Origin of the sequence: Veillonella rodentium, from assembly GCF_900187285.1 — a bacterium.
Lineage (GTDB): Bacteria > Bacillota > Negativicutes > Veillonellales > Veillonellaceae > Veillonella > Veillonella rodentium.
Genome location: NZ_LT906470.1, coordinates 1,269,339 through 1,291,697, shown reverse-complemented (window position 1 = coordinate 1,291,697; position 22,359 = coordinate 1,269,339). Strand labels below are relative to the sequence as shown.

At 41.6% G+C, this 22,359-nt stretch carries 17 protein-coding genes; all 17 read left to right on the top strand.

Annotated features, from left to right (window positions below; translation table 11 throughout):
• The first annotated feature begins 99 nt into the window (after positions 1-99).
• The 17 genes from CKV62_RS05935 (at position 100) to ftsL (ending at position 22,355) form a co-directional block, all read left to right on the top strand.
• Positions 100-7,176 carry a two-partner secretion domain-containing protein gene (locus tag CKV62_RS05935; RefSeq protein ID WP_095066142.1) on the top strand — a complete coding sequence of 2,359 codons (7,077 nt, stop codon included), beginning with the start codon at positions 100-102 and terminating at the stop codon, positions 7,174-7,176.
• On the top strand, positions 7,166-8,074 hold the full coding sequence (locus tag CKV62_RS05930; protein ID WP_095066141.1) for a DUF805 domain-containing protein: 909 nt from the start codon (positions 7,166-7,168) through the stop codon (positions 8,072-8,074). The genes CKV62_RS05935 and CKV62_RS05930 overlap by 11 nt, the downstream gene beginning before the upstream one ends.
• A gap of 191 nt (positions 8,075-8,265) precedes the next feature.
• Positions 8,266-9,150 (top strand): sirohydrochlorin cobaltochelatase, encoded by an 885-nt coding sequence (locus CKV62_RS05925; protein ID WP_095066140.1) that lies wholly within the window; start codon positions 8,266-8,268, stop codon positions 9,148-9,150.
• Between the two features lie 248 nt (positions 9,151-9,398).
• A complete protein-coding gene (locus tag CKV62_RS05920) occupies positions 9,399-10,253 on the top strand; it encodes a sirohydrochlorin cobaltochelatase (RefSeq protein WP_095066139.1) in 855 nt (284 codons plus the stop codon).
• 93 nt (positions 10,254-10,346) lie between these two features.
• Positions 10,347-11,054 (top strand): precorrin-2 C(20)-methyltransferase, encoded by a 708-nt coding sequence (gene cobI / locus CKV62_RS05915; protein WP_095066138.1) that lies wholly within the window; start codon positions 10,347-10,349, stop codon positions 11,052-11,054.
• Positions 11,055-11,084: 30 nt separating this feature from the next.
• Entirely contained in the window at positions 11,085-12,461 is a 1,377-nt protein-coding gene (locus CKV62_RS05910) for a cobyrinic acid a,c-diamide synthase CobB (RefSeq protein ID WP_095066137.1), read from the top strand.
• A 13-nt stretch (positions 12,462-12,474) separates the two neighbouring features.
• Entirely contained in the window at positions 12,475-13,017 is a 543-nt protein-coding gene (cobO, locus tag CKV62_RS05905) for a cob(I)yrinic acid a,c-diamide adenosyltransferase (RefSeq protein WP_095066136.1), read from the top strand.
• A 173-nt stretch (positions 13,018-13,190) separates the two neighbouring features.
• Entirely contained in the window at positions 13,191-13,580 is a 390-nt protein-coding gene (locus CKV62_RS05900) for a class II SORL domain-containing protein (protein WP_038115472.1), read from the top strand.
• A 180-nt stretch (positions 13,581-13,760) separates the two neighbouring features.
• Positions 13,761-14,990 carry an aspartate kinase gene (locus CKV62_RS05895; RefSeq protein ID WP_095066135.1) on the top strand — a complete coding sequence of 410 codons (1,230 nt, stop codon included), beginning with the start codon at positions 13,761-13,763 and terminating at the stop codon, positions 14,988-14,990.
• A gap of 6 nt (positions 14,991-14,996) precedes the next feature.
• Complete coding sequence (locus tag CKV62_RS05890) at positions 14,997-15,314, top strand: hypothetical protein (protein ID WP_054673655.1); 318 nt, start codon at positions 14,997-14,999, stop codon at positions 15,312-15,314.
• Between the two features lie 163 nt (positions 15,315-15,477).
• Positions 15,478-18,387 carry an insulinase family protein gene (locus CKV62_RS05885; protein ID WP_095066134.1) on the top strand — a complete coding sequence of 970 codons (2,910 nt, stop codon included), beginning with the start codon at positions 15,478-15,480 and terminating at the stop codon, positions 18,385-18,387.
• Positions 18,388-18,428: 41 nt separating this feature from the next.
• On the top strand, positions 18,429-19,478 hold the full coding sequence (locus CKV62_RS05880; RefSeq protein WP_095066133.1) for a glutamate--tRNA ligase family protein: 1,050 nt from the start codon (positions 18,429-18,431) through the stop codon (positions 19,476-19,478).
• A gap of 109 nt (positions 19,479-19,587) precedes the next feature.
• Entirely contained in the window at positions 19,588-19,962 is a 375-nt protein-coding gene (locus CKV62_RS05875; RefSeq protein WP_095066132.1) for a CoA-binding protein, read from the top strand.
• Positions 19,963-19,971: 9 nt separating this feature from the next.
• Positions 19,972-20,292 (top strand): thioredoxin, encoded by a 321-nt coding sequence (trxA, locus tag CKV62_RS05870; RefSeq protein WP_095066131.1) that lies wholly within the window; start codon positions 19,972-19,974, stop codon positions 20,290-20,292.
• A 261-nt stretch (positions 20,293-20,553) separates the two neighbouring features.
• Positions 20,554-20,985: a division/cell wall cluster transcriptional repressor MraZ gene (gene mraZ / locus CKV62_RS05865; RefSeq protein WP_095066130.1), complete on the top strand. Its 432-nt coding sequence runs from the start codon at positions 20,554-20,556 to the stop codon at positions 20,983-20,985.
• Between the two features lie 9 nt (positions 20,986-20,994).
• On the top strand, positions 20,995-21,927 hold the full coding sequence (gene rsmH, locus CKV62_RS05860) for a 16S rRNA (cytosine(1402)-N(4))-methyltransferase RsmH (RefSeq protein WP_095066129.1): 933 nt from the start codon (positions 20,995-20,997) through the stop codon (positions 21,925-21,927).
• A gap of 23 nt (positions 21,928-21,950) precedes the next feature.
• The gene (gene ftsL, locus CKV62_RS05855) at positions 21,951-22,355 is read left to right on the top strand and encodes a cell division protein FtsL (RefSeq protein WP_038115456.1); all 405 of its coding nucleotides are present in this window, start codon (positions 21,951-21,953) and stop codon (positions 22,353-22,355) included.
• Positions 22,356-22,359: the final 4 nt, after the last annotated feature.

The window sequence follows — 22,359 nt, the reverse complement described above, 5'->3', positions numbered from 1 at the left end:
AGTAGTCGTTATGTGTATTGAACTGGCGGTATGCTATAGTGTATGCCGCCTGCTATATACAATGTATAGTGTATTATTATGTGTGGAGAAGAGAGCTGTATGAAACAGAAATCATTACAATATAAAATTGCTATATGGCTCACGATGGGATTATTAGTTGTGGATCCTGTTGTGATGCCTTTTTCGTATGCGGAACATCCGATTGAAGTGGATCGCCAGGCCCCTCAAGATCGTCAGGCTCAAGTCACTCAGGCCGGTAATGGTGTGACGTTAGTTAATGTAACAGGTCCTACGGCCGGTGGTGTATCTCGCAACGATTATACGAAGTTTAATGTGCCTGAGTCCGGGACTATTTTAAATAATTCATATGGTATGTCCAATACTACGCTCGCCGGTTATATACCGGGGAATGCTAATATGGCTCGTGGTGCGGCACGTGTGATTCTTAATGAGGTAACCTCTACGAATCCAACTGCTATGAAAGGTTTTATCGAGGTGGCAGGACAAAAGGCCTCGGTAGTGGTGGCTAATCCGAATGGTATCAGTATTGATGGCGGCGGGTTTATTAATACAGACCGTGCTGTATTGACGACAGGGAAACCGGAGTTCAATGGGGACGGTAATATTCAAACTTATCGTGTAGAACAAGGTGCGGTATCGGTTAATGGAAAAGGGTTAAACGCCAAAGGGGCTAATGCATTACAGATTTTAACGGAAACGGCCCACATTAATGCCGGAGTATGGGCCAATGAGGCGGATGTCCGTACCGGTAAGAATGTTGTGGATGCGAATACGTTAGATACACAGCGCATAGGCACGTCCAATCAAGTTGGCTTGGATGTAGCGGCTATCGGTGGCATGTATGCCAATGCCATTACCATGAAGGGTAGTAATACCGGACTGGGTGTGAATGTGAAAGGTGTCGTCAGTGCTGCAAAAGCTACGAATATTACCAGTGATGGTCGTATTGTTGTTAGTGGTGGCGTGACGAGTAACGGTAATACGGCTATATCAGGACAAGCTGTTACAGTAGGGGCATCCGGAATTGTACAAGGTGATGCAAGCGCTACCGTAGAGAGTCAAACGACGGTAGATAATGCAGGTCTTATTAACTCCGGAGATACTACACATGTGGAAGCGGGCACTGTAGACAACCATGATGGTGGACGTGTGTATGGGGATGTTGTATCTATTAAAGCTAATCACGTTAATAACCATACAAATCGCGAATTAGAAGAACGATATCATAAAGCCGGGGACGCATTAAAAGCGGCAAAGAAAGCACTCGATGATGAATGGAATGCGGACGTAACTGCGTACAAAACTCAAGAAGAGTTAGCTGCTCACAAACAACGTATCCAACACCTTACAAAAGCATATGATGAGGCACAAACACAGTTGACTGCTATCGAAACAGAGTTTGCTGGTCATACATCAGGTACCATAGCAGGTCGCAAAGAGGTGGATGTTGACGCGAAGCATATAAAAAATGAAGGCAGAGGGCTTATATATAGTAGCGGGTCTATGCGTGTGACAGCTAAAGAGGACCTGACGAATACCGGTGCTACGATTAAATCCGCAGGGGCTATGACGATTGATACGCCTGTGGTAAAAAATGAGAATGCGGCATTTGGAGCTAAGCGTGTTTCTGACGGTGTGACTAACAATCCTGATAAGCTTAAAGTGAATGATCCGAATCATAAGCTGGAAGGGCAAGTGTTTGATAAATCAGAGTTCCCGTATGCTGATAATAATGGTGGCTATGGTACACCTCGTGTTATACCGGTACATAGTGCAGAAGATGAAGCGTATAACAAAGAAATGGATAAGGATGAAAATCGTGTTCATAAGTTTACTATTATTCGTAGTCAAACTGAACATACCCATACTGACATTACCCATGATGATCCGGGAATCATCAGCAGCGGTGGGGATATGACTGTATCCGGTGCTATCCATAATACGAATAGCCGTATCGTAGCGGGTGGAACTGTACGTACTTATGGTGCGATAGATAATCAATCTGATGAAGTCAGTGAGAAAACGATTGCGACAGGTACAACGCAGGAAAGTTATACTAAACGGGTTAGAAAGTCCAGTGGTATAGGTCATAAACGTCGTCGGTACTGGAAGGATGAAGTGTTTATGACACCGTCTGTTACCGAACAGAATGTTAAACCTGTGGGTGTCGTAAAAGATCATGCAGAGGATGTGCTGTCGGCTTCAACAATGGCTAAGGTAAGTGAGAGTTTAGATCCATATGGTCTGGGTAAAGGAAACGGTAAGCGTAGCGGCACGATTGATGGGTTATCATTACCTACGGAATCACTCTACAGAATTCATCCGGAGATTACCGCCAATGCCCTGGTGGAGACAGATCCGGCTTTCACGGACCGCAAACAATTTTTATCCTCTCAATATATGATCGATGCCCTTAATCAGGACCCTGACCGTCGTCTTAAGCGTTTAGGTGACGGTTTCTATGAACAACAATTGGTGAATCAGCAGATTCTCGCTGCTACCGGTCGCCAATATTTGACCGGTTATACAGATAATGAGATGGAGTATAAAGCGCTTCTTGAGGCGGGCATTGCCTATGGCAAACAGTTTAATTTAACGCCGGGGATTACCTTGTCTGATGCACAAATGCAGGCGATTACAACGGACATGGTATGGCTCGAAACGAAAACGATGGTTGTCAATGGTAAAGAACAGCAAGTTCTCTATCCAAAAGTATACTTAGCGAAACAATCTGCAAAGAGTCTGAATGCTATGGGCGGTCTCATCAGTGGTCGCACGATTGTAAGCGAGACCGATGTTGATATACAAAACCAAGGTGTGATGACTGCCGATACCATTGTATTGAATGGACAGAATATCCATAATACCGGTACGATTGACGGACGTACTGTGGCGGTTGCAGCGAAGCAGGATGTGAATACTACGGGGGCTATTCATGGCGATACACACGTTGTGGTGAGTGCAGGTCGGGATGTGAATGTGGGCGCTCGTGTTAAGGCTTTGTCGAATCAGGATGTAGTTCGTCGTCAAGGTACAGTAGGTGTATCTGAACCGGGCGGACAATTATCTATTGCCGCCAATCGTGATATACATCTCAAAGGGGCCTTGGTTCATGGCGGTGCTAATACAACGATGGACATCACGGCCGGCCATGATGTGAATCTCGGTACGGAACAGCTGGCTGCGAAAAAAGATATGACCGTCAACAGCGATAATTATAACCGTACGGAACGTCGTACTGAATTAGGTACGACCGTTCTAGGTGATGGTGATGTGGCTATTCGTGCCGGTCATGATGTATCTGTTCGCAACGGTGTCGTAAATAGTGAGCAGGGTACAACGACGATGGCAGCCGGACATGATGTGAATGTGACACCCGGTGAAAGCTATAGCCGTGATGAATATGGTATTAAGTATAAGGAAAAGAGCTTATTATCTAAAACAGTGCGTACGCTACGTACTGATCATGAACATACGGGTGTTTTATCTTCAACCATCGGTGGCAATGCTATTGATATGAAAGCCAACCATGATGTGTCCTTAACGGGGGCTAATGTATTGGGTACGAAGGATGTAAACATTACTGCGGGACATGATGTGCGTACAGATTCCGGTGAAGAAAGACAGCGCGATGATATCTATGAACACAGCAAGAAAACAGGTTTGATGAGTGCCGGTATAGGCTTTACTATAGGCAGTAAAAAAGTAACGGATACACTGGATGGAAAGTATACGAATCAGGTAGAAACATTAATTGGGGCAGCTAAAGGAAAAGTTGCCATTCATGCGAATGAGGCCGCTCATTTGACAAGCGCTTCTATATTAGCAGGTACAAATGCAACGGTACAGGCGCCGGATATGGTCCTTGACGGCAAACATAATACGGCTGATATAAAGCAGACACATGAAGTTAAAACTTCCGGTTTAACTGTAAGTTTAGGAGGCTCTATTGCATCAGCTCTTAATGGTGCCTATGCGTTGCAACAAAAAGGAAAAGATCGACATGATAAACGATTGGCAGCGCTTGAATATGTAGAGGCTGGTAAAGAATTACGTAAAGGACTTACTAATATTAACGAATATAGGGCATATACGCCGGCTAATGTTGTTAATCATGCAGATAGTTTAATGGATTCCGGACTGCAAAAAATGGATTTTAGTGCGAGACTCGATCGGTTGGCATCATCCGGACAGTTAACTGAAAAACAACTGAAGACCGTAACAGGAATGCGTGACCGGTTCGCTGTAGAAGGTGCCCAGGAGTATCAGACAGGTTTTAATGAAATGGCTGATATACAGGGGGATCAGTCTCAATATAAAGCACAAAAGCGTGCTAAGAAGGATGGGTTAGCTAATATTCATGTCGGCATTGGATCCAGTTACAGCAAGAGCGTTACTGAATTACATGATCGCGACTATGCAGGTGGTAAGATTATATCCAATAATACTACTTCCTTATTAGCGAAATCTAATGCACTGAATACAGGAACGATCACGGCTATAGGTGAAACGATACAAGGTAAAACGGTTGATGTAGTAGCTGATAATACGATTAATTTGCAAGCCGCAACTAATACAAGTCGTAAAACAGAAAATAATGATACGAAAAGCTGGTCCGTAGGGGCTAATATAAGTGTGAATGGTGGAGGTATGTTAGGCTTTGATGCTAATTATAATAAAGGTATGCAACGAGAAAATACCGAGAAAGTATCATACGCACCTTCTCGAATAACAGCTAATACGGTCAATATGATTTCCGGTAAAGATACGAATGTAATAGGCTCTACAGTCAAAGGTGATAGAGTTGTTGCCAACGTAGGTGGTAATTTATATATTCAAAGTTTACAGGATAAAGAGACCTATGTGGGGAAACAGAAAAATACAGGATTTAGTGTTTCTACAAATGGAACTCAATTAGGTAATATTTTCGGTGAGCATTCTAAAGGAGATATGCGTAGCAACTATGCCGGTGTAACGGAGCAAGCCGGTATCTTTGCCGGTAAGGATGGTTATACAATTACTACAAAAGGTACTACCACATTAGAAGGGGCTGTTATAGATAGTAAAGCTGCTACAGAAAAGAATGTAGTATCTACCGGTCGCTTAGCGATGAAAGATATTGAAAATACGGCTGAGTACTCTTCGAAGAATACAGGTGTGAGTTATAACCATATAGGAAACTTTAAGTCGCTAAGTCAAGCGGGACAAGATGCGGTATATAATTCGTTAGGACTTTTACCGAAATTATTACCTGAATCGAAGGATTCCGCACATAGCACTACCAAATCTGCTATTGCTGATGGTACAATAACTGTACATGATGAATCTGTAGATATACGTTCGATTTCTAGAGATACCGCTAATAGTCTTAATAAACTGGATACGATCTTTGATAAAAAGAAAGTAGAGGAACGACAGGAATTAGCTCGGCTCTTTGCTAAAGATGCATTTGAACAATTGCATTATTGGGAACCGAAAACTAAAGAAGAGAAAGTGGCTAAAGCGATTGCTCATGGTGTAGTGGCGGAAGTATCCGCTCGAGTTGCCGGTAATAAGCCGGGCAGCGGTTTCTATGCCGGAGTTACCAATGAGGCGTTAATTGGTGACATTCAAAAGGTTGCCAAGACAAATCCTGCTGTGGCGCAATGGCTCAGTGCCGGCGTAGGGGCAGTAGTAAATGCGGGATTAGGAAAACCTGTTATTACCGGGGCGGCTGAAGCGCAGTATGGGACTCGAGATAATGCATATGGTAGGATGAAACAGTCTGATGAGTTATCTGAGTTTGAATCATATTATATTATTGCTTTAGATGGTGGCGTGTATAAGAGAAGTAGAGCTGGCGATGAACTGGTCGATCCATCGGTATTAAGTACTGATTTTATTTCTGGCGTTGTTGTACAAAATCCTGAAAAAGGACATCAATTAGAAGGACAGGAAGTCTTAATTAATTCGGATCTGAGTTGGACTAATATTGATGAACCTATGGGAAAGGTACATCCTTGGAATGAATGGACGTATAAATCAAAAGGGCATATTGAGTCTCAAGGTGAATATAGTGAAGCATTTTCACGTGCAGTTTCTGAAGATATGAAACGAAGAGAGAGTGAACCCTATGTGAGGGATACTTGGTATGATAAAGATACTTTAATGGCTTATAATGAATATAGTGATGGATCTACTGTTTCATTAGGAATGACTTGGGGGCAGTTATTAGAGACACAAGGCTATCCCACTAAACTAGGGGCTGATGGTGCATTTTATACGGGGAGCAGTACTACTGGGTGGCATTATAATCCGAAACCATCGTTAGAAGCAGCAAGACATGCAGAAACGGAATATTTTAAAAATAACAAAAATAAGGATCTTATAAATGCAATGTTTAAACATTCTACTGATGATGTAAATATAGAATTATCAAGAGTAGAAAAAGGCAAGGAACATTCTATGAATTTATTTGGAGTTGTTTATAAAGTTAGGGCAGGGGATAAGCCTAATACCGTGTATAGAACTATTGGAGCTAATCCTAGTTTAAATTTGACTAAGTTGTTAAAAGTTTCAGGTGTAATAAAAGATTCTATTCCAGATACATATATAGTGGACAATAGTGAAAATAGTGGGATTGCTTTTTTGGGAATGGGATTTGATAAAACAACGGTTCCATTTGATAATAGAGATATTGATACAAATAATTCACGATTTAAGGTTTTACATACAACTTTAGACTTCAATGATCCTAACTCTATCGTTACTCTAAAAAAAGTGGAGGACTCAAATTATAATATATATGGACCGGATCAAATCCGTAATCATACTGTATATGATATATCTAATTATATGAATGGAGTTCCAATAGGCATTGAAGCGGAATATACTAATACTTATGAGGTTAAATCTGATGTATCAGAAGAAGATGAGGCATTGGTTAGTAAATCACTTCCTAATATGGACATTGATAATATGAGGGCTGAGGCAGCTGCAGAAATATATCGAGGTCAAGGGAAAAAATATATTAATCGAAGTGATGGTAAAAAATATTTTGTTAAAGAGGGAAAATATGGGCAAAAAGAAGTATTTACTAATAGTGGAACCTTTGTTGCTATAAAAAAATCTATATTTGACGAAGATTTTTATGAGGAAGAAACAGATGATAGATAGAGAGACAGCCCTATTAAAACAAAATATATATGATTTATTGCATAATACAAGAATCCGTAGAAATGATTTTTTATTTATTTTAATAGGCTGTTTTTTTACCTATTTTATCGGGAATGGAGTTATTAATAATTTATCCCTAGATTGTGAGTTAATGTATTATGTAAGATACATTTATAAGTTATTGGGGGTGGGAGTAGTATTAGAATTAAGTAGGCGTAGACTGCATGATTTTGGATGCTCAGGAAAATGGTTATGTATATGGAGTTTAATAGGCGGCGTCGTATATGCTCGATATTATTATGAGTTATATTCTGTTGAAGGGTTATATGTGTCCTTTTTTGAACAAATCTTCCTTGTTGAATTAGCCATTATTTTCATTCCTCTAGTATTGCTGTATTTTTTACCTAGTAATCAATTTCACAATAAATATGGAGATAGTCGTGTTCAGATGGTTTCTTCAGAATGCTCTATTGGATATTTAAGTTCTAAGATAGCATTAGCTAATGAAAAGGGAATTCTAGAATATTTAATGGATATCTATATTTATCAATTATTTTGTTTCAATGGTAGAGCTAAACGTGTAGAAGCAATTATAGGCGTCGCTTCATTAAGTACAATTATGACTTTAAATGTAAATATATTATCAATTCTTCTTACGTTTAAAAATGCAATTGGAGTAGCCTGGCTTACACCTATATCTTTGGGGATATTTTTCTTACTATATTTTTATACTATTTTCTCGATTTTGATGTTATTTGCTCGTCGATTACATGATAGTTTATATAGTACCTTTTGGTTGATATTATTACCGATTCCATTTTTAAATATCTTTATAATCTATAGATTATTTGTAAAAGGCAGTTGGGATATAAGAAGCAGCATAAAAGAAAGTAGTTAATTATCCTGTAAATTATAAATAGCGATAATAAATTTGGCTCAGAGTAAAGATAAACTGTAGAGATTGATGGATAATTGATAAATTTTCTCATTGACTTCCGTGCACTAATCATGTAGTATTATTACATAGTAGTTGATAACAATTTTCATTTATGAACATTGTTTCATGTATGAGCAATATGGAGGTCACATATGAAAGGTATCATTATTGCATCCTTTGGATCAATTTATCAAGATGCGGTGGAAAAATCCATTGGCAGTATAGAACAAAAAGTGCGCACCATGTATGCTGATATGGAGGTACGTCGCGTATTCTTATCCGATGCACTGGTTGAAAAGTGGAATGAGAAATATGATGATAAAATTTCTTCTTTCACAGATATCATGCAGGACTTTGCACGTATCGGAGTGGATGAGGTGTACATTCAACCTGTTACATTGGTATCGGATCAATGTTATCAGTTGATGCGTAAACAGGCTCTAAAATTTTTACACAGTAACGATTACGGATTTTCGCAGGTGAATATCGGAAAACCGCTTCTTACATCGTTAGGTGTAAAAAATTATGCGGATGACTATGAAGCTACGTTAGAAGGTATTATTCGTCACGTGAATACAAAAGCGTTGAATAAATCTGTTGTATTGATGGCGAACGGCCAGAATCAGTTGGAGTTCAGTACGTTGCAGCTGAAAGCGATGTATGGTGCGGCCCCTAATATTGCGGTGTTTACGACGAACGGATTCCCTACATTTAAGCAGGCTCTTACATTGCTTGACCGCATGGGTCACAAAGACGTTCTTGTGGTACCGTTGGCGCTCATCGGCTCTACGCATCTTATGGATTATCTTGGCGGTGAACGTTCCGATTCGATTTATGCGTTGCTTGCGGAAGAAGGCTATAATGTATCTATCTGGAATGAAGGTCTTGGGGAAAATCCATATGTTCAGGATTTATTCCTGAAGCATTTGGGCCAGGCCATTCGCATGTCTGACCGTAGACGTAGTACGCCCAGAGAATCCGTGAAACCGGTTATGACATCCTCTTCTCGCGTTGAAGTACAAGGCTTGATTTCCTAGGGGCGTTACATTATTTTGAACTTAAAAATCCTCTCTATTAGATAACTAGTAGAGGGGATTTTTATATGAGGAGTATGATTTTTTAAATAGGATGTGTGCATATTTTACCGGGATTATCGTGACGTATCAGTGATACTTTCACTATGAAAAATACTTATAATCGCTATTTTATACGTACTATGGTATGACGTCTGTGAAATCTCTATGGTATGATTAACATATAATGATGATTAGATAAGGAGATTTTCATGAAACAAGCGATTTTAGTGGTAGCTTTCGGCTCCACGGTTGACAGTGCTCGTGAACAGAATATTGATTCCGTTGTGAAGTATATTAGTAAATCCTTTCCCGATTATACGGTAAAGCTTGCCTTTTCATCTCGTATTATCGTGAAGCGATTGCGCGAGCGGGGGATTACCATTCCTACTGAGCAGGGAGCGCTGGAACAGCTCATTCAGGACGGGTATACTCATGTGTATGTACAGCCGTTACATTTTACGGGCGGTGAAGAGTTTGATAAGCTGAAACATAACATTCTGGCTCATGAAGGGGAAGGTCGGCTTGAAGTGTTGCGTGTTGGTAGACCTCTCGTGTACTACATGGCACAGGAGGAGCATCCGGATGACTATCAGATTTTAATCGATCGTTTTATCAAGTCTTTGAATATTTCCGGTGAGGACGGTCTACTGCTGGTCGGTCATGGCGGTCTCGGTTCGGGGAATTCTTCGTATGGTAATTTACAATTTAAATTGATTCGTGCGGGTTTCACTAATGTCCGCGTGGCTGTTCTTGAAAATGCGCCATACATTACGGATGTGGCTTTGCCTTGGGACTGGCTGGATGGGAAGCGGCCGAACCGAATTTATGTACATCCTTTATTGCTCGTATTAGGTGATCATGCACAAAATGATCTCTTCGGTGATGCAGATGACAGTGTAATCAACGAAATTGCTGCGGCCGGTTATGAGGTTGAACCGATTAATAGCGCCCTTGGCGAATATGATGTGATCCACGATATTTTCCGTCAACATGTGCAGGATTGCATCGACGATATATATGGTAAGCGCAGTGCCCATCGGCCTGCTATTCCGAATATCAAATAGATTTTTGTATATGTTGCATAAATTGGTTATAATAGAAGTCAGATTGTAAAAATATAAATTTATATTAAAAACTGTTGAAATAGGAGATATACCATGAAAGGTAAGTTATATGGCATTGGCGTAGGCCCTGGTGATTCTGAATTGATGACTGTGAAAGCTGCGCGTATTGTAGGTGAAGCGGATATTATTATTACACCGAAAACGGAAAAGAAAGACGGCTCTGTAGCACTGAATATTGCACAGCCGTACATTCAGGAGCATACGGAAATCGTTCCCGTTGTATTCCCGATGGTCTTGGATGATGCGACTCAACAGGAAGGCTGGGAAGAGGCGAAACGCATTATTCTGTCCTATTTGGATCAAGGTAAGAGCGTCGTATTCTTAACCCTTGGTGACCCTATGTTCTACAGTACATATATGTATGTATATCGCTTGATTGAAAATACGGGTCATGAAATCGAAACGATTCCCGGCATTACGGCCTTTTGTGCTATCGGTTCGCACTTGGGATATCCTATCGTAGAGAAGGAAGAGGTTCTCGCTATTGTTCCTGCTACCGCGCCGAAGGAAAAAATCGATGCTGTACTGGCCGTTGCGGATGATGTGGTTATTATGAAAGTTTATAAGAACTTTGATGAAGTGCAAGAGGTGCTGTTAAAGCATAATATGGCGGATGATGCGGTGATGATCAGTCGCGTGGGTTTGCCTGATGAACAGGTTTTTGTAGGTCTTGATAATATGCCTAAAGATTCAAAACTTAACTATTTATCTACGATTCTTGCAAAGCGCAAGGACCGTTAACAAACACGTCGTAACTACGAGGTAATATCTATGAACACAGTACAGATTCCACGCGTTGTTATTGCCGGCACTAATTCAGGTGTAGGTAAGACGACTATTGTAGCAGGTTTATTAGCGGCTTATGCAGGGGAAGGACGTACGGTGCAATCTTTTAAAGTGGGCCCGGATTATATTGATCCGGGCTTTCATAAAATTGCATCCGGTCGAGATAGTTATAATTTAGATACGTGGCTGGTACCGTCTCACAAGTTGAATCCCTTTTTTGCATCGATGGCGAACGGTGTAGACCTCGCTATTATCGAAGGAGTGATGGGGCTTTACGATGGTGGACGAGAGGGCGTGAGCAGTACGGCTCAAATCGCCAAACAATTACAGGCGCCGGTGGTGCTCGTTATCGACTGCAAGGCTATGGGTGAAAGCGGCGCCGCTATCGCCAAAGGGTTTCGAGATTATGATCCGGAGGTTAATTTCGGAGGTGTTATATTAAACCGTTTGGGATCGGTTAACCATGAGCGCATGATTCGTGAAGGCATGGATAAAATAGGTGTTTCCGTAATCGGAGCTATTTATCGTGATGACCGTATGCATTCACCGGAACGTCATCTCGGGTTGACTCCGGTAACAGAGTCGGATCCGACGGAAGCTATTGCAACGATCCGCAGCGCTGTGGAAAAGATGGTGGACTTAGAGCGGTTGTTTTCTATTGCATCGAGTGCGCCGGCAATTGAATTGCCGGAAGCGACCGATACAACGCATATGCAGAAAAAAGCTAAAATAGGCGTTGCCTATGATGAAGCTTTTTCTTTTTATTATCCTGCCAGCCTTGCGGCATTAGAGAAAAAGGGGGCTGAGCTTGTATATTTCAGTCCTCTCAATGATGTTGAGATTCCTTCTGTTGACGGGCTCATTTTTGGCGGAGGATTTCCGGAGATGTTTTTACATCAGTTATCCGCCAATGAAGCTATGAAGTCATCGATTCGTGAAGCCAGCGAACAGGGAATGCCAATTTATGCGGAATGTGGCGGCCTCATGTATTTATGTGAAACGATTCATGATTTTGAAGGTTCTGTATATGATACAGTTGGTATCGTGCCCGCTAATTGCAAGATGCAGCAAAATCTGCAAAAGGTAGGGTATGTGACGGCTACGGCTAAACGAGATACCTTGTTGGGCGATACAGGGGCGAGCTTACGCGGTCATGAATTCCATTTTTCCACGATGGAGCCTACCATTGAAGATTTCCCGTGGGCTTTTCACCTGGAGGGCGGGCGTAAACCTCAATCCTATGATGGAGGTTATGCATCGAATAATGTGTTGGCATCGTATCTGCATTTGAATTTTGCCGGCACCGATGAAGGGGCTCAGCATTTCGTAAATCGATGTGAGGCATTTAAAAATAACCGATAATAAGGAGTTGCTTATGAGTGATCGTGGTTTGATTTTGGTCAATACCGGCAACGGTAAAGGGAAAACGACAGCTGCTTTGGGTGTAGCGTTACGTGCTGTAGGGCAAGGCTTTAAGGTCTTGATTTTACAGTTTATAAAAAGCGGTAACGGCTATGGAGAATTGGCAGGCCTCGCGAAGTTGGGGGATAATATAGAGATCCGTTCCATGGGGAAGGGCTTTATCTATTATAAGAGAGATGAAATATCTCCGGCGGAATTGGATCGACACAAGAAGGCCGCTCAGGAGGCCTGGCGTACTTTGGTTGATGAGGTTAACTCAGATAAATGGGATCTCATTATCATGGATGAAATTAATAATGCTATTAACTATGAGCTCATCGATGTGCAATCTGTAGTAGATATGCTACAACATAAGCCGGAACGCCTCCATGTCATTTTGACGGGCCGTTATGCAAAGCCTGAGATTATCGAGTTGGCGGATACGGTAACGGAAATGAAGGTTGTCAAGCACGCTTATGAAAAGGGAATCAAGGCTGCCAAGGGCATAGAATTTTAGGCGTTTCCTAGAGTAAAATTACCAAGTATTCTCAGCTGAAAAATAAATCTAAATTTTTCGAAAAAGTTCTTGCGTAAACTATATCGAAAATGTATAATATAGACATAAGCACAGCGTGTGCATGAGATTTATAAACATTAAGTATGTATATAAGAATTAACCAGGAGGTTATTATGGCTGTTCATGACTACATTAAATCCGGCGATTTCGCAACTGAAAAACACGTTCCTGTAATTGAAACTGTGGATACTGTAAAAGCAGGTGAAACTTTCCATGTAACATTGTCCGTAGGTAAGGACATTGCACATCCAAATACGGTAGAACATCATATCGATTGGATTAAATTGTACTTCGTAGCGGAAGGCACTCAATTACCTTACGAAATCGGTGCTATCGATTTCAACGTGCATGGTGACGGTGCAACTGCTAATGAAGGCCCTGTAGTGGCTGTTTCTGAAGGTACTCTTGCAGTAGCGTTGAAGAAATCCGGCAAATTGATTGCTGTTTCTTACTGCAACATCCACGGTTTGTGGGAATCTGAAAAAGATATCGTTGTTGCTTAATTGCAACTTTAATACCAGCTTTCGGGCTGGTATTTTTTTGCATATTTTTGTCCTCGTGAAAAAGATTAAAGTTTATTACTGGTGGAAAATGTGCTGTCAGAACCTTTACAGTGCGGTTCATTTTGTGGTAAAGTAAATGCATATTCATTTTTAGTAAGTTACGTTAAATGAGGGATTATTGTGGCCTTAATCGTTAAAAAATTCGGTGGCAGTTCTGTAGCAACACCGGAAAAAATATTCAATATCGTCGATCGCGTTATTAGAGAGAAGCAATCTGACGATCAGATTGTTGTCGTTGTTTCCGCGATGGGGGACACTACTGATGATTTGGTAGCCCTAGCAAAGCAAGTGACATCGAAACCATATGGTCGTGAAATGGACCGGTTATTATGTACCGGGGAACAGGTTACAATCGCGTTGATGGCTATGGCTTTCATTGAGCGTGGACAAAAGGCCATTTCCATGACAGGGGCTCAAGCGGGTATTACAAGTTCTGACAATTTTAATAAAGGTCGTATTCTTGAGATTGACCCGAACCGTGTGTTTACAGCCCTTAACGAAGGTAATATCGTTGTCGTTGCGGGATTTCAGGGGATTACCGATATTGGCGATATGGTTACCCTCGGGCGCGGAGGTTCCGATACGACTGCGGTAGCTCTGGCAGGTGCGATGGAAGCGGATGTATGTGAGATATTTACTGATGTTGACGGCGTGTATTCGACGGATCCTCGCGTGGCGAAGGAAGCTTTTAAATTGGAAGAGGTCACGTACGGTGAAATGCTTGAAATGGCCCGCCTCGGTGCAGGGGTAATGCAACCTCGCGCCGTAGAAATGGGTTTTCGATATGGCGTACCTATTCATGTGCGTTCTACATTCAGTGATACAACAGGTACAATTATTCGGGAGGATTATACAGTGGAAGCAAATAAACACGTTATTACCGGCGTTGCAGATGATACAAATACAGCAAAAGTGGCTCTCGTAGGCGTTGAGAATAAGCCGGGCATCGCGGCAACCGTATTTAAAGCGTTGGCAGAGAAAAATGTGGATGTGGATATGATTGTTCAATCTATCCGTTCTAAAAATGAGCCTAAGACGGATCTTATTTTTACAATTGCTTTGGATGATGTCGTATTGGCGCGTGAAGTATTGGCGCAACTGCAACAGTCCATCGACATTGAAGCTGTCAATATCGATGAAAAAATGGCGAAAGTATCCATCATCGGTGCCGGCATGTTAGGTCAACCGGGCGTTGCGGCTCAAATGTTCGATATCCTCAGTAAAGAGGGAATCAATATTGAAATCATTTCGACTTCTGAAATCAGTATCTCCTGCCTCGTTGCGGAAGATCGTGTGAAAGATGCGGTACGCGTAATCCATAATGGTTTGATATTAGACAAACGAGGTTAATTCCATATGGATAGTCTCGGTAGTTTTATGGATGAAATGCTCAATGATCAAGGTCGGAAGGAAGGCTTTATCAGCGATTTGCTCGGTAACTTGAAAAATCAGCCGATTCCCACCTTGGAGCAGGCTCAGACGGGATATACGACGATGAGCAATCTGCATGGTATATTCTACGATTATGATAAATCGGAAGTGACCATAACTTATAAGGTTGTTCCGGATATGTATGCGCCGTATACATTGAGTTTCGTACAATTTGAAGCTGTCTTGGAAGGTCTGTTAACCTTGCGTCGCAATAATAAGTGGCAGATGCAACATAATAAATAAGTTTACACCCTATGGTGCCTCGTCTAAGACGATGTATCCGTAGGGTGTTTTATATACAGCATATATTTGATAGTGATTCTTGTCCTGTATATTTAGATGTCGTGTCGTGATATAATAATATATTGAGATAATTAATTATATGTATATAGAAAGAAGGGATGGCATGGAGGTAAATAAAGTTTATTCTGGCTTTCGCCTTAATCGTATTGAGCGTATCGAGGAGATTAACGGTACCGCTTATGAAATGAAACATGAAAAATCAGGGGCTCGTTTGATTTATATCGATTCTCCAGATTCAAATAAAGTATTTAATATTGCATTCAGAACTACACCGCACAACAGTACGGGCGTAGCTCATATCATGGAACACTCCGTACTTTGCGGATCCCGTAAGTTCCCGTTAAAAGAGCCTTTTGTAGAACTTGTGAAAGGGTCTTTAAATACGTTTCTGAATGCTATGACCTATCCGGATAAGACCATGTATCCTGTGGCGAGCAAGAACGATAAGGATTTTCGGAATTTGATGGACGTGTACCTGGATGCGGTATTTTATCCCCGCGTTCGTGAAGATGCGGAAATCGTCATGCAGGAAGGCTGGCATTATGAGCTTGATCATGCGGATGATGAGCTGACGTATAAAGGGGTCGTGTTCAATGAAATGAAAGGTGTTTATTCATCTCCTGATTCCGTTCTTGAACGGCAGATGATGCGTGAACTCTTCCCTGATACGACATATGGGGTGGACTCCGGCGGAGATCCTGATCATATTACGGATTTGACGTATGAAGAATTCCAGGATTTTTACAATGTTCATTATCATCCGTCAAACAGTTATATCTTCCTGTACGGTGAAATGAACATTGAGGAACAGTTACGGTTTTTGAATGATGAATACTTGAGTCATTTCGATGCTATCGATATCCATACTGAGGTTACTCTGCAAACTCCGTTCAAGGAGGGAAAGGTTGTCAGTTATCCGTACAGTGTAGGTTCCGATGAATCTACGGATAACCGCACATTGCATTCTTATGCGTATGTATTGCCGTCCGTAACCCCTGAGCAGAGCCTCGCCTTTGAAATCTTGACGCATGCTCTATTGACATCTCCTGCGGCTCCGTTGAAACAGGCTTTGGTGAAAGCCGGTATCGGATCTGACGTGAGCGGTTATTACTTGGACAGTATTCGTCAGCCCATCTGGACAATTCAGGCATCGGGTTCCGATATGAGTAAGCAGGCTGAATTGCAACGTATTGTGGAGTCCACACTACAGGAATTGTGCGATAAAGGAATCGATAAGGAATTGTTGGAAGCTTCTCTTAACAGCATTGAGTTTGCCCTTCGTGAAGGCGACTTCGGCGGACGTCCAATCGGTCTGGCCTATATCATTCGCATGATGGATAACTGGCTTTATGACCAGGATCCGATTGAATTGCTGCACTATGAAGAGGCGTTAGCTAATATTCGTCACGGTTTACGGGGCTCATATTTTGAGGACTTGATCCGTCGCTCCATTCTGGATAATCAGCATAAAGCATTGGTATCCATCTATCCGGAACGAGGCTTACAGGAACGAAAGGACGCCGAAGTTAAGGAATATTTGGCTAATGTGAAAGCTAATATGGGTAAGGCCGAAATTGAAGGTATCGTTGAACAGACGAAACGCCTAAAAATACGTCAGGAAACTTCGGATAGTGATGAAGCGCTAGCTTCTATTCCTCTCCTTGAATTATCTGACTTAACACCTGAAATGGAAGCTGTTGAACGTTATGAAAGTAAAATCGGGTCCACTACGGTTCATTTTGTGCCTACTTTCACAAAGGGAATCAATTATGTGGCGTTCTATTTCAACTTGAGCTGCCTCACTGAGGAAGAGCTGTTCTATGCAGATATTTTGAGTGACATTATCGGTCGCATAGATACGAAATATCGTTCCTATAAAGAATTGGCAAATGACATCAATTTGAACCTTGGCGGCTTGAGTTCCGATATCACGGCCATAAGCAAGGATGGTAAACGCGATGAATTTGTACCGCTCATGATTGTTCGTAGTAAAGCATTGAATTCCAAATTATTGGATTTATGTCGTCTCATCAATGAAGTCGTGCAATACGCGGATTACAGTAATGAAGGTCGATTGACGGAACTCGTTCAGGAAAGTAAATCTATTTGGGATAATGAAGCATTCCGCAGAGGTAATTCGATTGTGAGTCAACGCGTTATGGCTCAGGTGTCTGCGGTCGGTAAATTCCGTGATGACGGAAATCTCGGATATTATCAAAAGATTAGTGAGCTTGCATCAAATCCTGCTGCACTACCGTTATTGCCTGAAAAATTGGCTGATGTTGCCAGAAAAATCTTCCGTGCAAATAATGTGGATATCATGTTTGTCGGTAAAGACGGTGAATTGGATAACTTTAAAAACCTTATGGAGCCGTTGTTAATGACGTGGAGTACGGAAGCGTTGCCTAATAATACATTGCAAATCAAGCGTGCTGAAGGCAATGAAGGGATCGTCACGGCCGGGAAGGTTCAATACGTGGCTCAGGGCGGTAACTTTATCGATCATGGTTTCAATCATATCGGGCCTATGAGTGTGTTGGAGACCATTTTGCGCTATGAATACCTTTGGATCCGCATTCGCGTACAAGGTGGCGCATATGGTGCATTCGCCAATTTTTACGATGATGGCAATATGATTTTCTGCAGTTATCGTGATCCTAATTTGGTGGAAACATTGAATGTATATAAGGAATTGCCGGATTATCTTCGCAATTTCACATTGACGGATCGAGAAATGCGTAAATATATTATCGGTACTATGAGCGCCTTGGATTTGCCGATGACACCGGCATTGCGCGGTCCTCGCGCAATGGGTATGTACTTTAGCGGCGCAAAACTCGAGGATAAAGTGGAATTCCGCAAACAAGTTATCGCATGTCAACCGGAGGATATTGTAGCTTTGGCCGATGTGGTAGAACCTGTATTAAAGGATAACCATATTTGTACCATGGGTAACGAGCAAAAGATAAAGGATGCAGGGGCTATTTTTGACCATATTATATCATTAGGATAAAAAGACTTATTAAATGTATTAAACAGATATAGGAGTTTAACATGAAGGGACGATTTGCACCGAGCCCAACAGGGTATATCCACCTGGGTAACGTGTGGATCGCCCTTTTGTCGTATATATCGACGAGACAGCAACAGGGGACATATGTGGTGCGCATGGAGGATATCGATCTACAGCGGTCGAAGCGTGAATTGGGTGAGGCTCTTCTCGATGATTTGGAATGGCTCGGGTTTGATTGGGATGAAGGTCCCCGTGCAGGCGGTCCCTTATCATCCTACTGGCAGAGCGAACGTCAAGGGTATTACGCTGTCGTTTTAGACCGGTTAGCCTTGGACCGGCGTGTCTATCCGTGTTTTTGTAATCGTACACGATTACAATCTATCGCTTCGGCACCTCATTCAGATGAAGCAGTTCACCGTTATGATGGACATTGTCGTCATCTTAGCTCTGAGAAAATAGATTTATTGCGATCCGAAAAGGAACCGTCTTTACGGCTTGCCGTGGATAACTGTGAAATGCATTTTATGGATCGTTGGCAAGGATCTCAAAACATCCGTTTAGTTGGTGGACTTGATGATTATGTGTTGCGTCGTGGCGATGGTATGTATGCGTACAATTTGGCCGTTGTTCTCGATGATATTGCCATGGGAATAACAGAAGTTATTCGCGGTGATGATTTGTTGGATACAACGGGGCAGCAATTATATTTATATAAGACATTGAAAGAGTCCTATCAATTTGATTTTAAAGAATTAATACAACACTTTGGTATGCGGTCGGATAATCTTAAGACTTATGATATAGCGTGTGATACATCCCCTATCGTGATTCCTTCTTATGGACATGCTCCTTTATTAATTGACAAGGATAAGTGTCGTTTATCTAAGCGACAGAAAAGTATTACCGTTCGCGAATTGCGCCAGCAGGAATGGGATCCTGAACGCATACTGGGAGAGCTTGTTGTGCAATGTGGACTTTTGTCAGAGACATCGTTGCCATCCCGTAAAATATCGTTAAAGCAGCTGCTCAGTATTGACTTAGATATATCTGCATTATGCAGGAAGTCGATTGTCGTAGATTGTATTGGCTGAGAGTGTATGGTGAAGGATTATACGAATATAAAACTTATATTATAAAATTCGATATAATATATTGACAATGTTCGATATTCTATTATAATGTTATATAAGAGGTGATCAAATGACAATTGAAACAGCTTTAGAGCAAAAGGTGTGGGCCGTTATCGGAGCCACTCATAAGACCGATAAGTTCGGATATAAAATCTACAAATGTCTTAAAGATCACGGATATGAAGTATATCCAGTTAATCCCAATATTACCGAAATCGATGGAGATACATGTTATCAAAATCTTTCTGCATTACCGGTTGTGCCGGCTGTAGTGGATTTTGTAGTTCCTGAGGCTGTAGGCCTGGCTGCATTAGATGAGTGTCATCGATTGGGAATCTTTACCGTATGGTTGCAACCGGGTGCAGATAAACCGTCTGTTGTTGAAAAGGCGAAGGCATTGGGATTGCATGTTATTCAGGATTGCGTATTAGTTCAATTACCGTAGGAGGGTACAATGAGCGAATTAAAAGAATTAAAAACTGCTGAGTATCAAGATTTAGTAAACCAAGGCGGTGTGACCGTTATTGATTTTTGGGCTCCATGGTGCGGATATTGCATACGTATGATGCCGATTATTGAAGAAATCGCCGGTGAATTAGAAGGTAAAGCAAATTTTGTAAAGGTTAATGCCGATGAAGAACCTGAATTGGCACGTTCCTTGCAAGTTGAAGTGTTGCCTACATTTGTAATTTTGAAAGATGGCGAAGTGGTGGACCGTAAAATCGGATTCTTGCCAAAAGGCGATCTTCAAGGTGCAATCGAATCTAAATTCTAATATAGTATTAAATAGAATATAAGCATAATAGAATGTTAGAGGTTAAGCCTCCATTGATGTATTGATTACATTGATGGAGGTTTCTTTTTTTTTCTATTAAAATCGAACATATGTATTTAAGAAAAATGGAGATAAATGGAGTTTAAAGTAGAAAAATCAAAAAAAGTGGTAAAAAAACAGATTTTTTGTTGTGGAAGGTGGGGAATTGTGGTAGAATTTACCATATAGTGGTGGGTAAGGAAGTGTTAGGCGGTGATAAGTATGTTCATAGGCGAATATAATCACACCATTGATACAAAAGGGCGGATGATTATACCTGCTAAAATACGTGAACAATTAGGGGAACTTTGTATTGTTACAAAGGGCCTTGATAACTGCTTAGCTATTTATACACAAGAAGCATGGGACAAGATTTCCATGGCACTACAATCACAATCCTCCACTAAAGCCAGCGTACGTGCTTTAAAACGATTTGTTTTTGGCAGTGCGGCGGAGCTTGAATATGATAAGCAAGGTCGTGTTCTTATTCCCGTACCGTTACGAGAGTATGCGAGTTTAGATAAACAAGCCGTTATTGTCGGAGCCGGGGATCACGTCGAAATCTGGAGTCGCGAAAAATACGATTATTATGATGAACAAGTGGCTGAAAGCATGGAAGAGTTAGCGGAAGGTCTTGAAGGGATCATGTTATAGGAGGCTGTTATGGAATTTAATCATACCAGCGTATTATTACGTGAAACCGTTGATGCCGTCGTAACTAATCCTACAGGTATCTATGTGGACTGCACACTGGGTGGCGCAGGCCATGCCCATGCAGTGGGCGAGATGTTGGCGCCGGAAGGAATGATTATCGGACTGGATCAGGACGAGGATGCTTTAAAGGTTGCTAGAGAACGCTTGTCGGATCTCACATGTCGAGTTTTGACGATTCCTACTAATTTTTCAAATTTAAAAAATGCCCTACAGGAACAGGGCATTTACGAAGTAGATGGTTTTATTTTTGATCTTGGCGTATCCAGTTATCAGTTGGATACACCTGAACGGGGCTTTTCGTATATGAATGATGGGCCTTTAGATATGCGTATGGATAAGACTTCACCGTTGACGGCGGAGGATATTGTTAACGATTATGATGCATCGGAATTATTGCGAATCATACGCGATTATGGTGAAGAACGCTGGGCGAAGCGCATTGTTGAATTTATCGTTGCGGCTCGCCAGGGAAAACGCATTACCACTACAGGTGAATTAGTAAAGATTATTAAACAGGCTATTCCGGCGAAGGCGCGCCAAGACGGACCACATCCGGCGAAGCGCACATTTCAAGCCATTCGTATTGAAGTGAATAGAGAATTAGCCATCTTACATGATAGTTTTGTAGATGCTGTGAGCATGTTAAAACCGCAAGGGAAAATTGGGGTTATTACATTTCACTCTTTAGAAGACCGTATTACAAAACAAACTTTCAGAGAATTGAGTACGGCTTGCATATGTCCTCCGGAATTACCGGTGTGCACATGCAATCACAAGGCTGTTGTAAAAGCAAAAAATAAGGCTATAGAGCCTAGTATAGGGGAGATTGAGTTAAATCCGAGAGCGAGAAGCGCAAAATTGCGCATCGCTGTCAAGTTGTAGTATTGGAAGGGGTTAGAGTATTTATGTTAGCGAGAAAGGCCGTTGCAGGACAAATTAAAAGTGATGTGTTGGTTGTTGCACAAGGGGGAAAACGCACCACCAGTGTGGCTCTTGATTTAAGTCCTATGATGAAACAAGTTGTACGAGCTGTTGCTGTGTTGGTAGGTTTCTTATTGATCATTATGGTTATGAATGCTTACAGCACAAAATTGGGCTATGAAGTGGTTAAAACACAACAGGCTGTAGTACAATTGACAAAAGACAATGATACACTAGATGTAGAGGTAGCTTCCTTAAAATCTCCTGTTCGTATCCAACAAATTGCGGAGGAAGAACTCGGGATGGTTTTGCCTGACTCTTTTGTTTACAGCACAAAAAGCACTGTTACCGAACGTAATGTGCAAGAGAAACAGCAAATTATAGACTAGCAGG

Bases quoted from the DNA above. Each gene is read 5' to 3' on its own strand.
- CKV62_RS05935 (WP_095066142.1), top strand. From the start codon at position 100: ATGAAACAGAAATCATTACAATATAAAATTGCTATATGGCTCACGATG.
- CKV62_RS05930 (WP_095066141.1), top strand. From the start codon at position 7,166: ATGATAGATAGAGAGACAGCCCTATTAAAACAAAATATATATGATTTA.
- CKV62_RS05925 (WP_095066140.1), top strand. From the start codon at position 8,266: ATGAAAGGTATCATTATTGCATCCTTTGGATCAATTTATCAAGATGCG.
- CKV62_RS05920 (WP_095066139.1), top strand. From the start codon at position 9,399: ATGAAACAAGCGATTTTAGTGGTAGCTTTCGGCTCCACGGTTGACAGT.
- cobI (WP_095066138.1), top strand. From the start codon at position 10,347: ATGAAAGGTAAGTTATATGGCATTGGCGTAGGCCCTGGTGATTCTGAA.
- CKV62_RS05910 (WP_095066137.1), top strand. From the start codon at position 11,085: ATGAACACAGTACAGATTCCACGCGTTGTTATTGCCGGCACTAATTCA.
- cobO (WP_095066136.1), top strand. From the start codon at position 12,475: ATGAGTGATCGTGGTTTGATTTTGGTCAATACCGGCAACGGTAAAGGG.
- CKV62_RS05900 (WP_038115472.1), top strand. From the start codon at position 13,191: ATGGCTGTTCATGACTACATTAAATCCGGCGATTTCGCAACTGAAAAA.
- CKV62_RS05890 (WP_054673655.1), top strand. From the start codon at position 14,997: ATGGATAGTCTCGGTAGTTTTATGGATGAAATGCTCAATGATCAAGGT.
- CKV62_RS05885 (WP_095066134.1), top strand. From the start codon at position 15,478: ATGGAGGTAAATAAAGTTTATTCTGGCTTTCGCCTTAATCGTATTGAG.
- CKV62_RS05880 (WP_095066133.1), top strand. From the start codon at position 18,429: ATGAAGGGACGATTTGCACCGAGCCCAACAGGGTATATCCACCTGGGT.
- CKV62_RS05875 (WP_095066132.1), top strand. From the start codon at position 19,588: ATGACAATTGAAACAGCTTTAGAGCAAAAGGTGTGGGCCGTTATCGGA.
- trxA (WP_095066131.1), top strand. From the start codon at position 19,972: ATGAGCGAATTAAAAGAATTAAAAACTGCTGAGTATCAAGATTTAGTA.
- mraZ (WP_095066130.1), top strand. From the start codon at position 20,554: ATGTTCATAGGCGAATATAATCACACCATTGATACAAAAGGGCGGATG.
- rsmH (WP_095066129.1), top strand. From the start codon at position 20,995: ATGGAATTTAATCATACCAGCGTATTATTACGTGAAACCGTTGATGCC.
- ftsL (WP_038115456.1), top strand. From the start codon at position 21,951: ATGTTAGCGAGAAAGGCCGTTGCAGGACAAATTAAAAGTGATGTGTTG.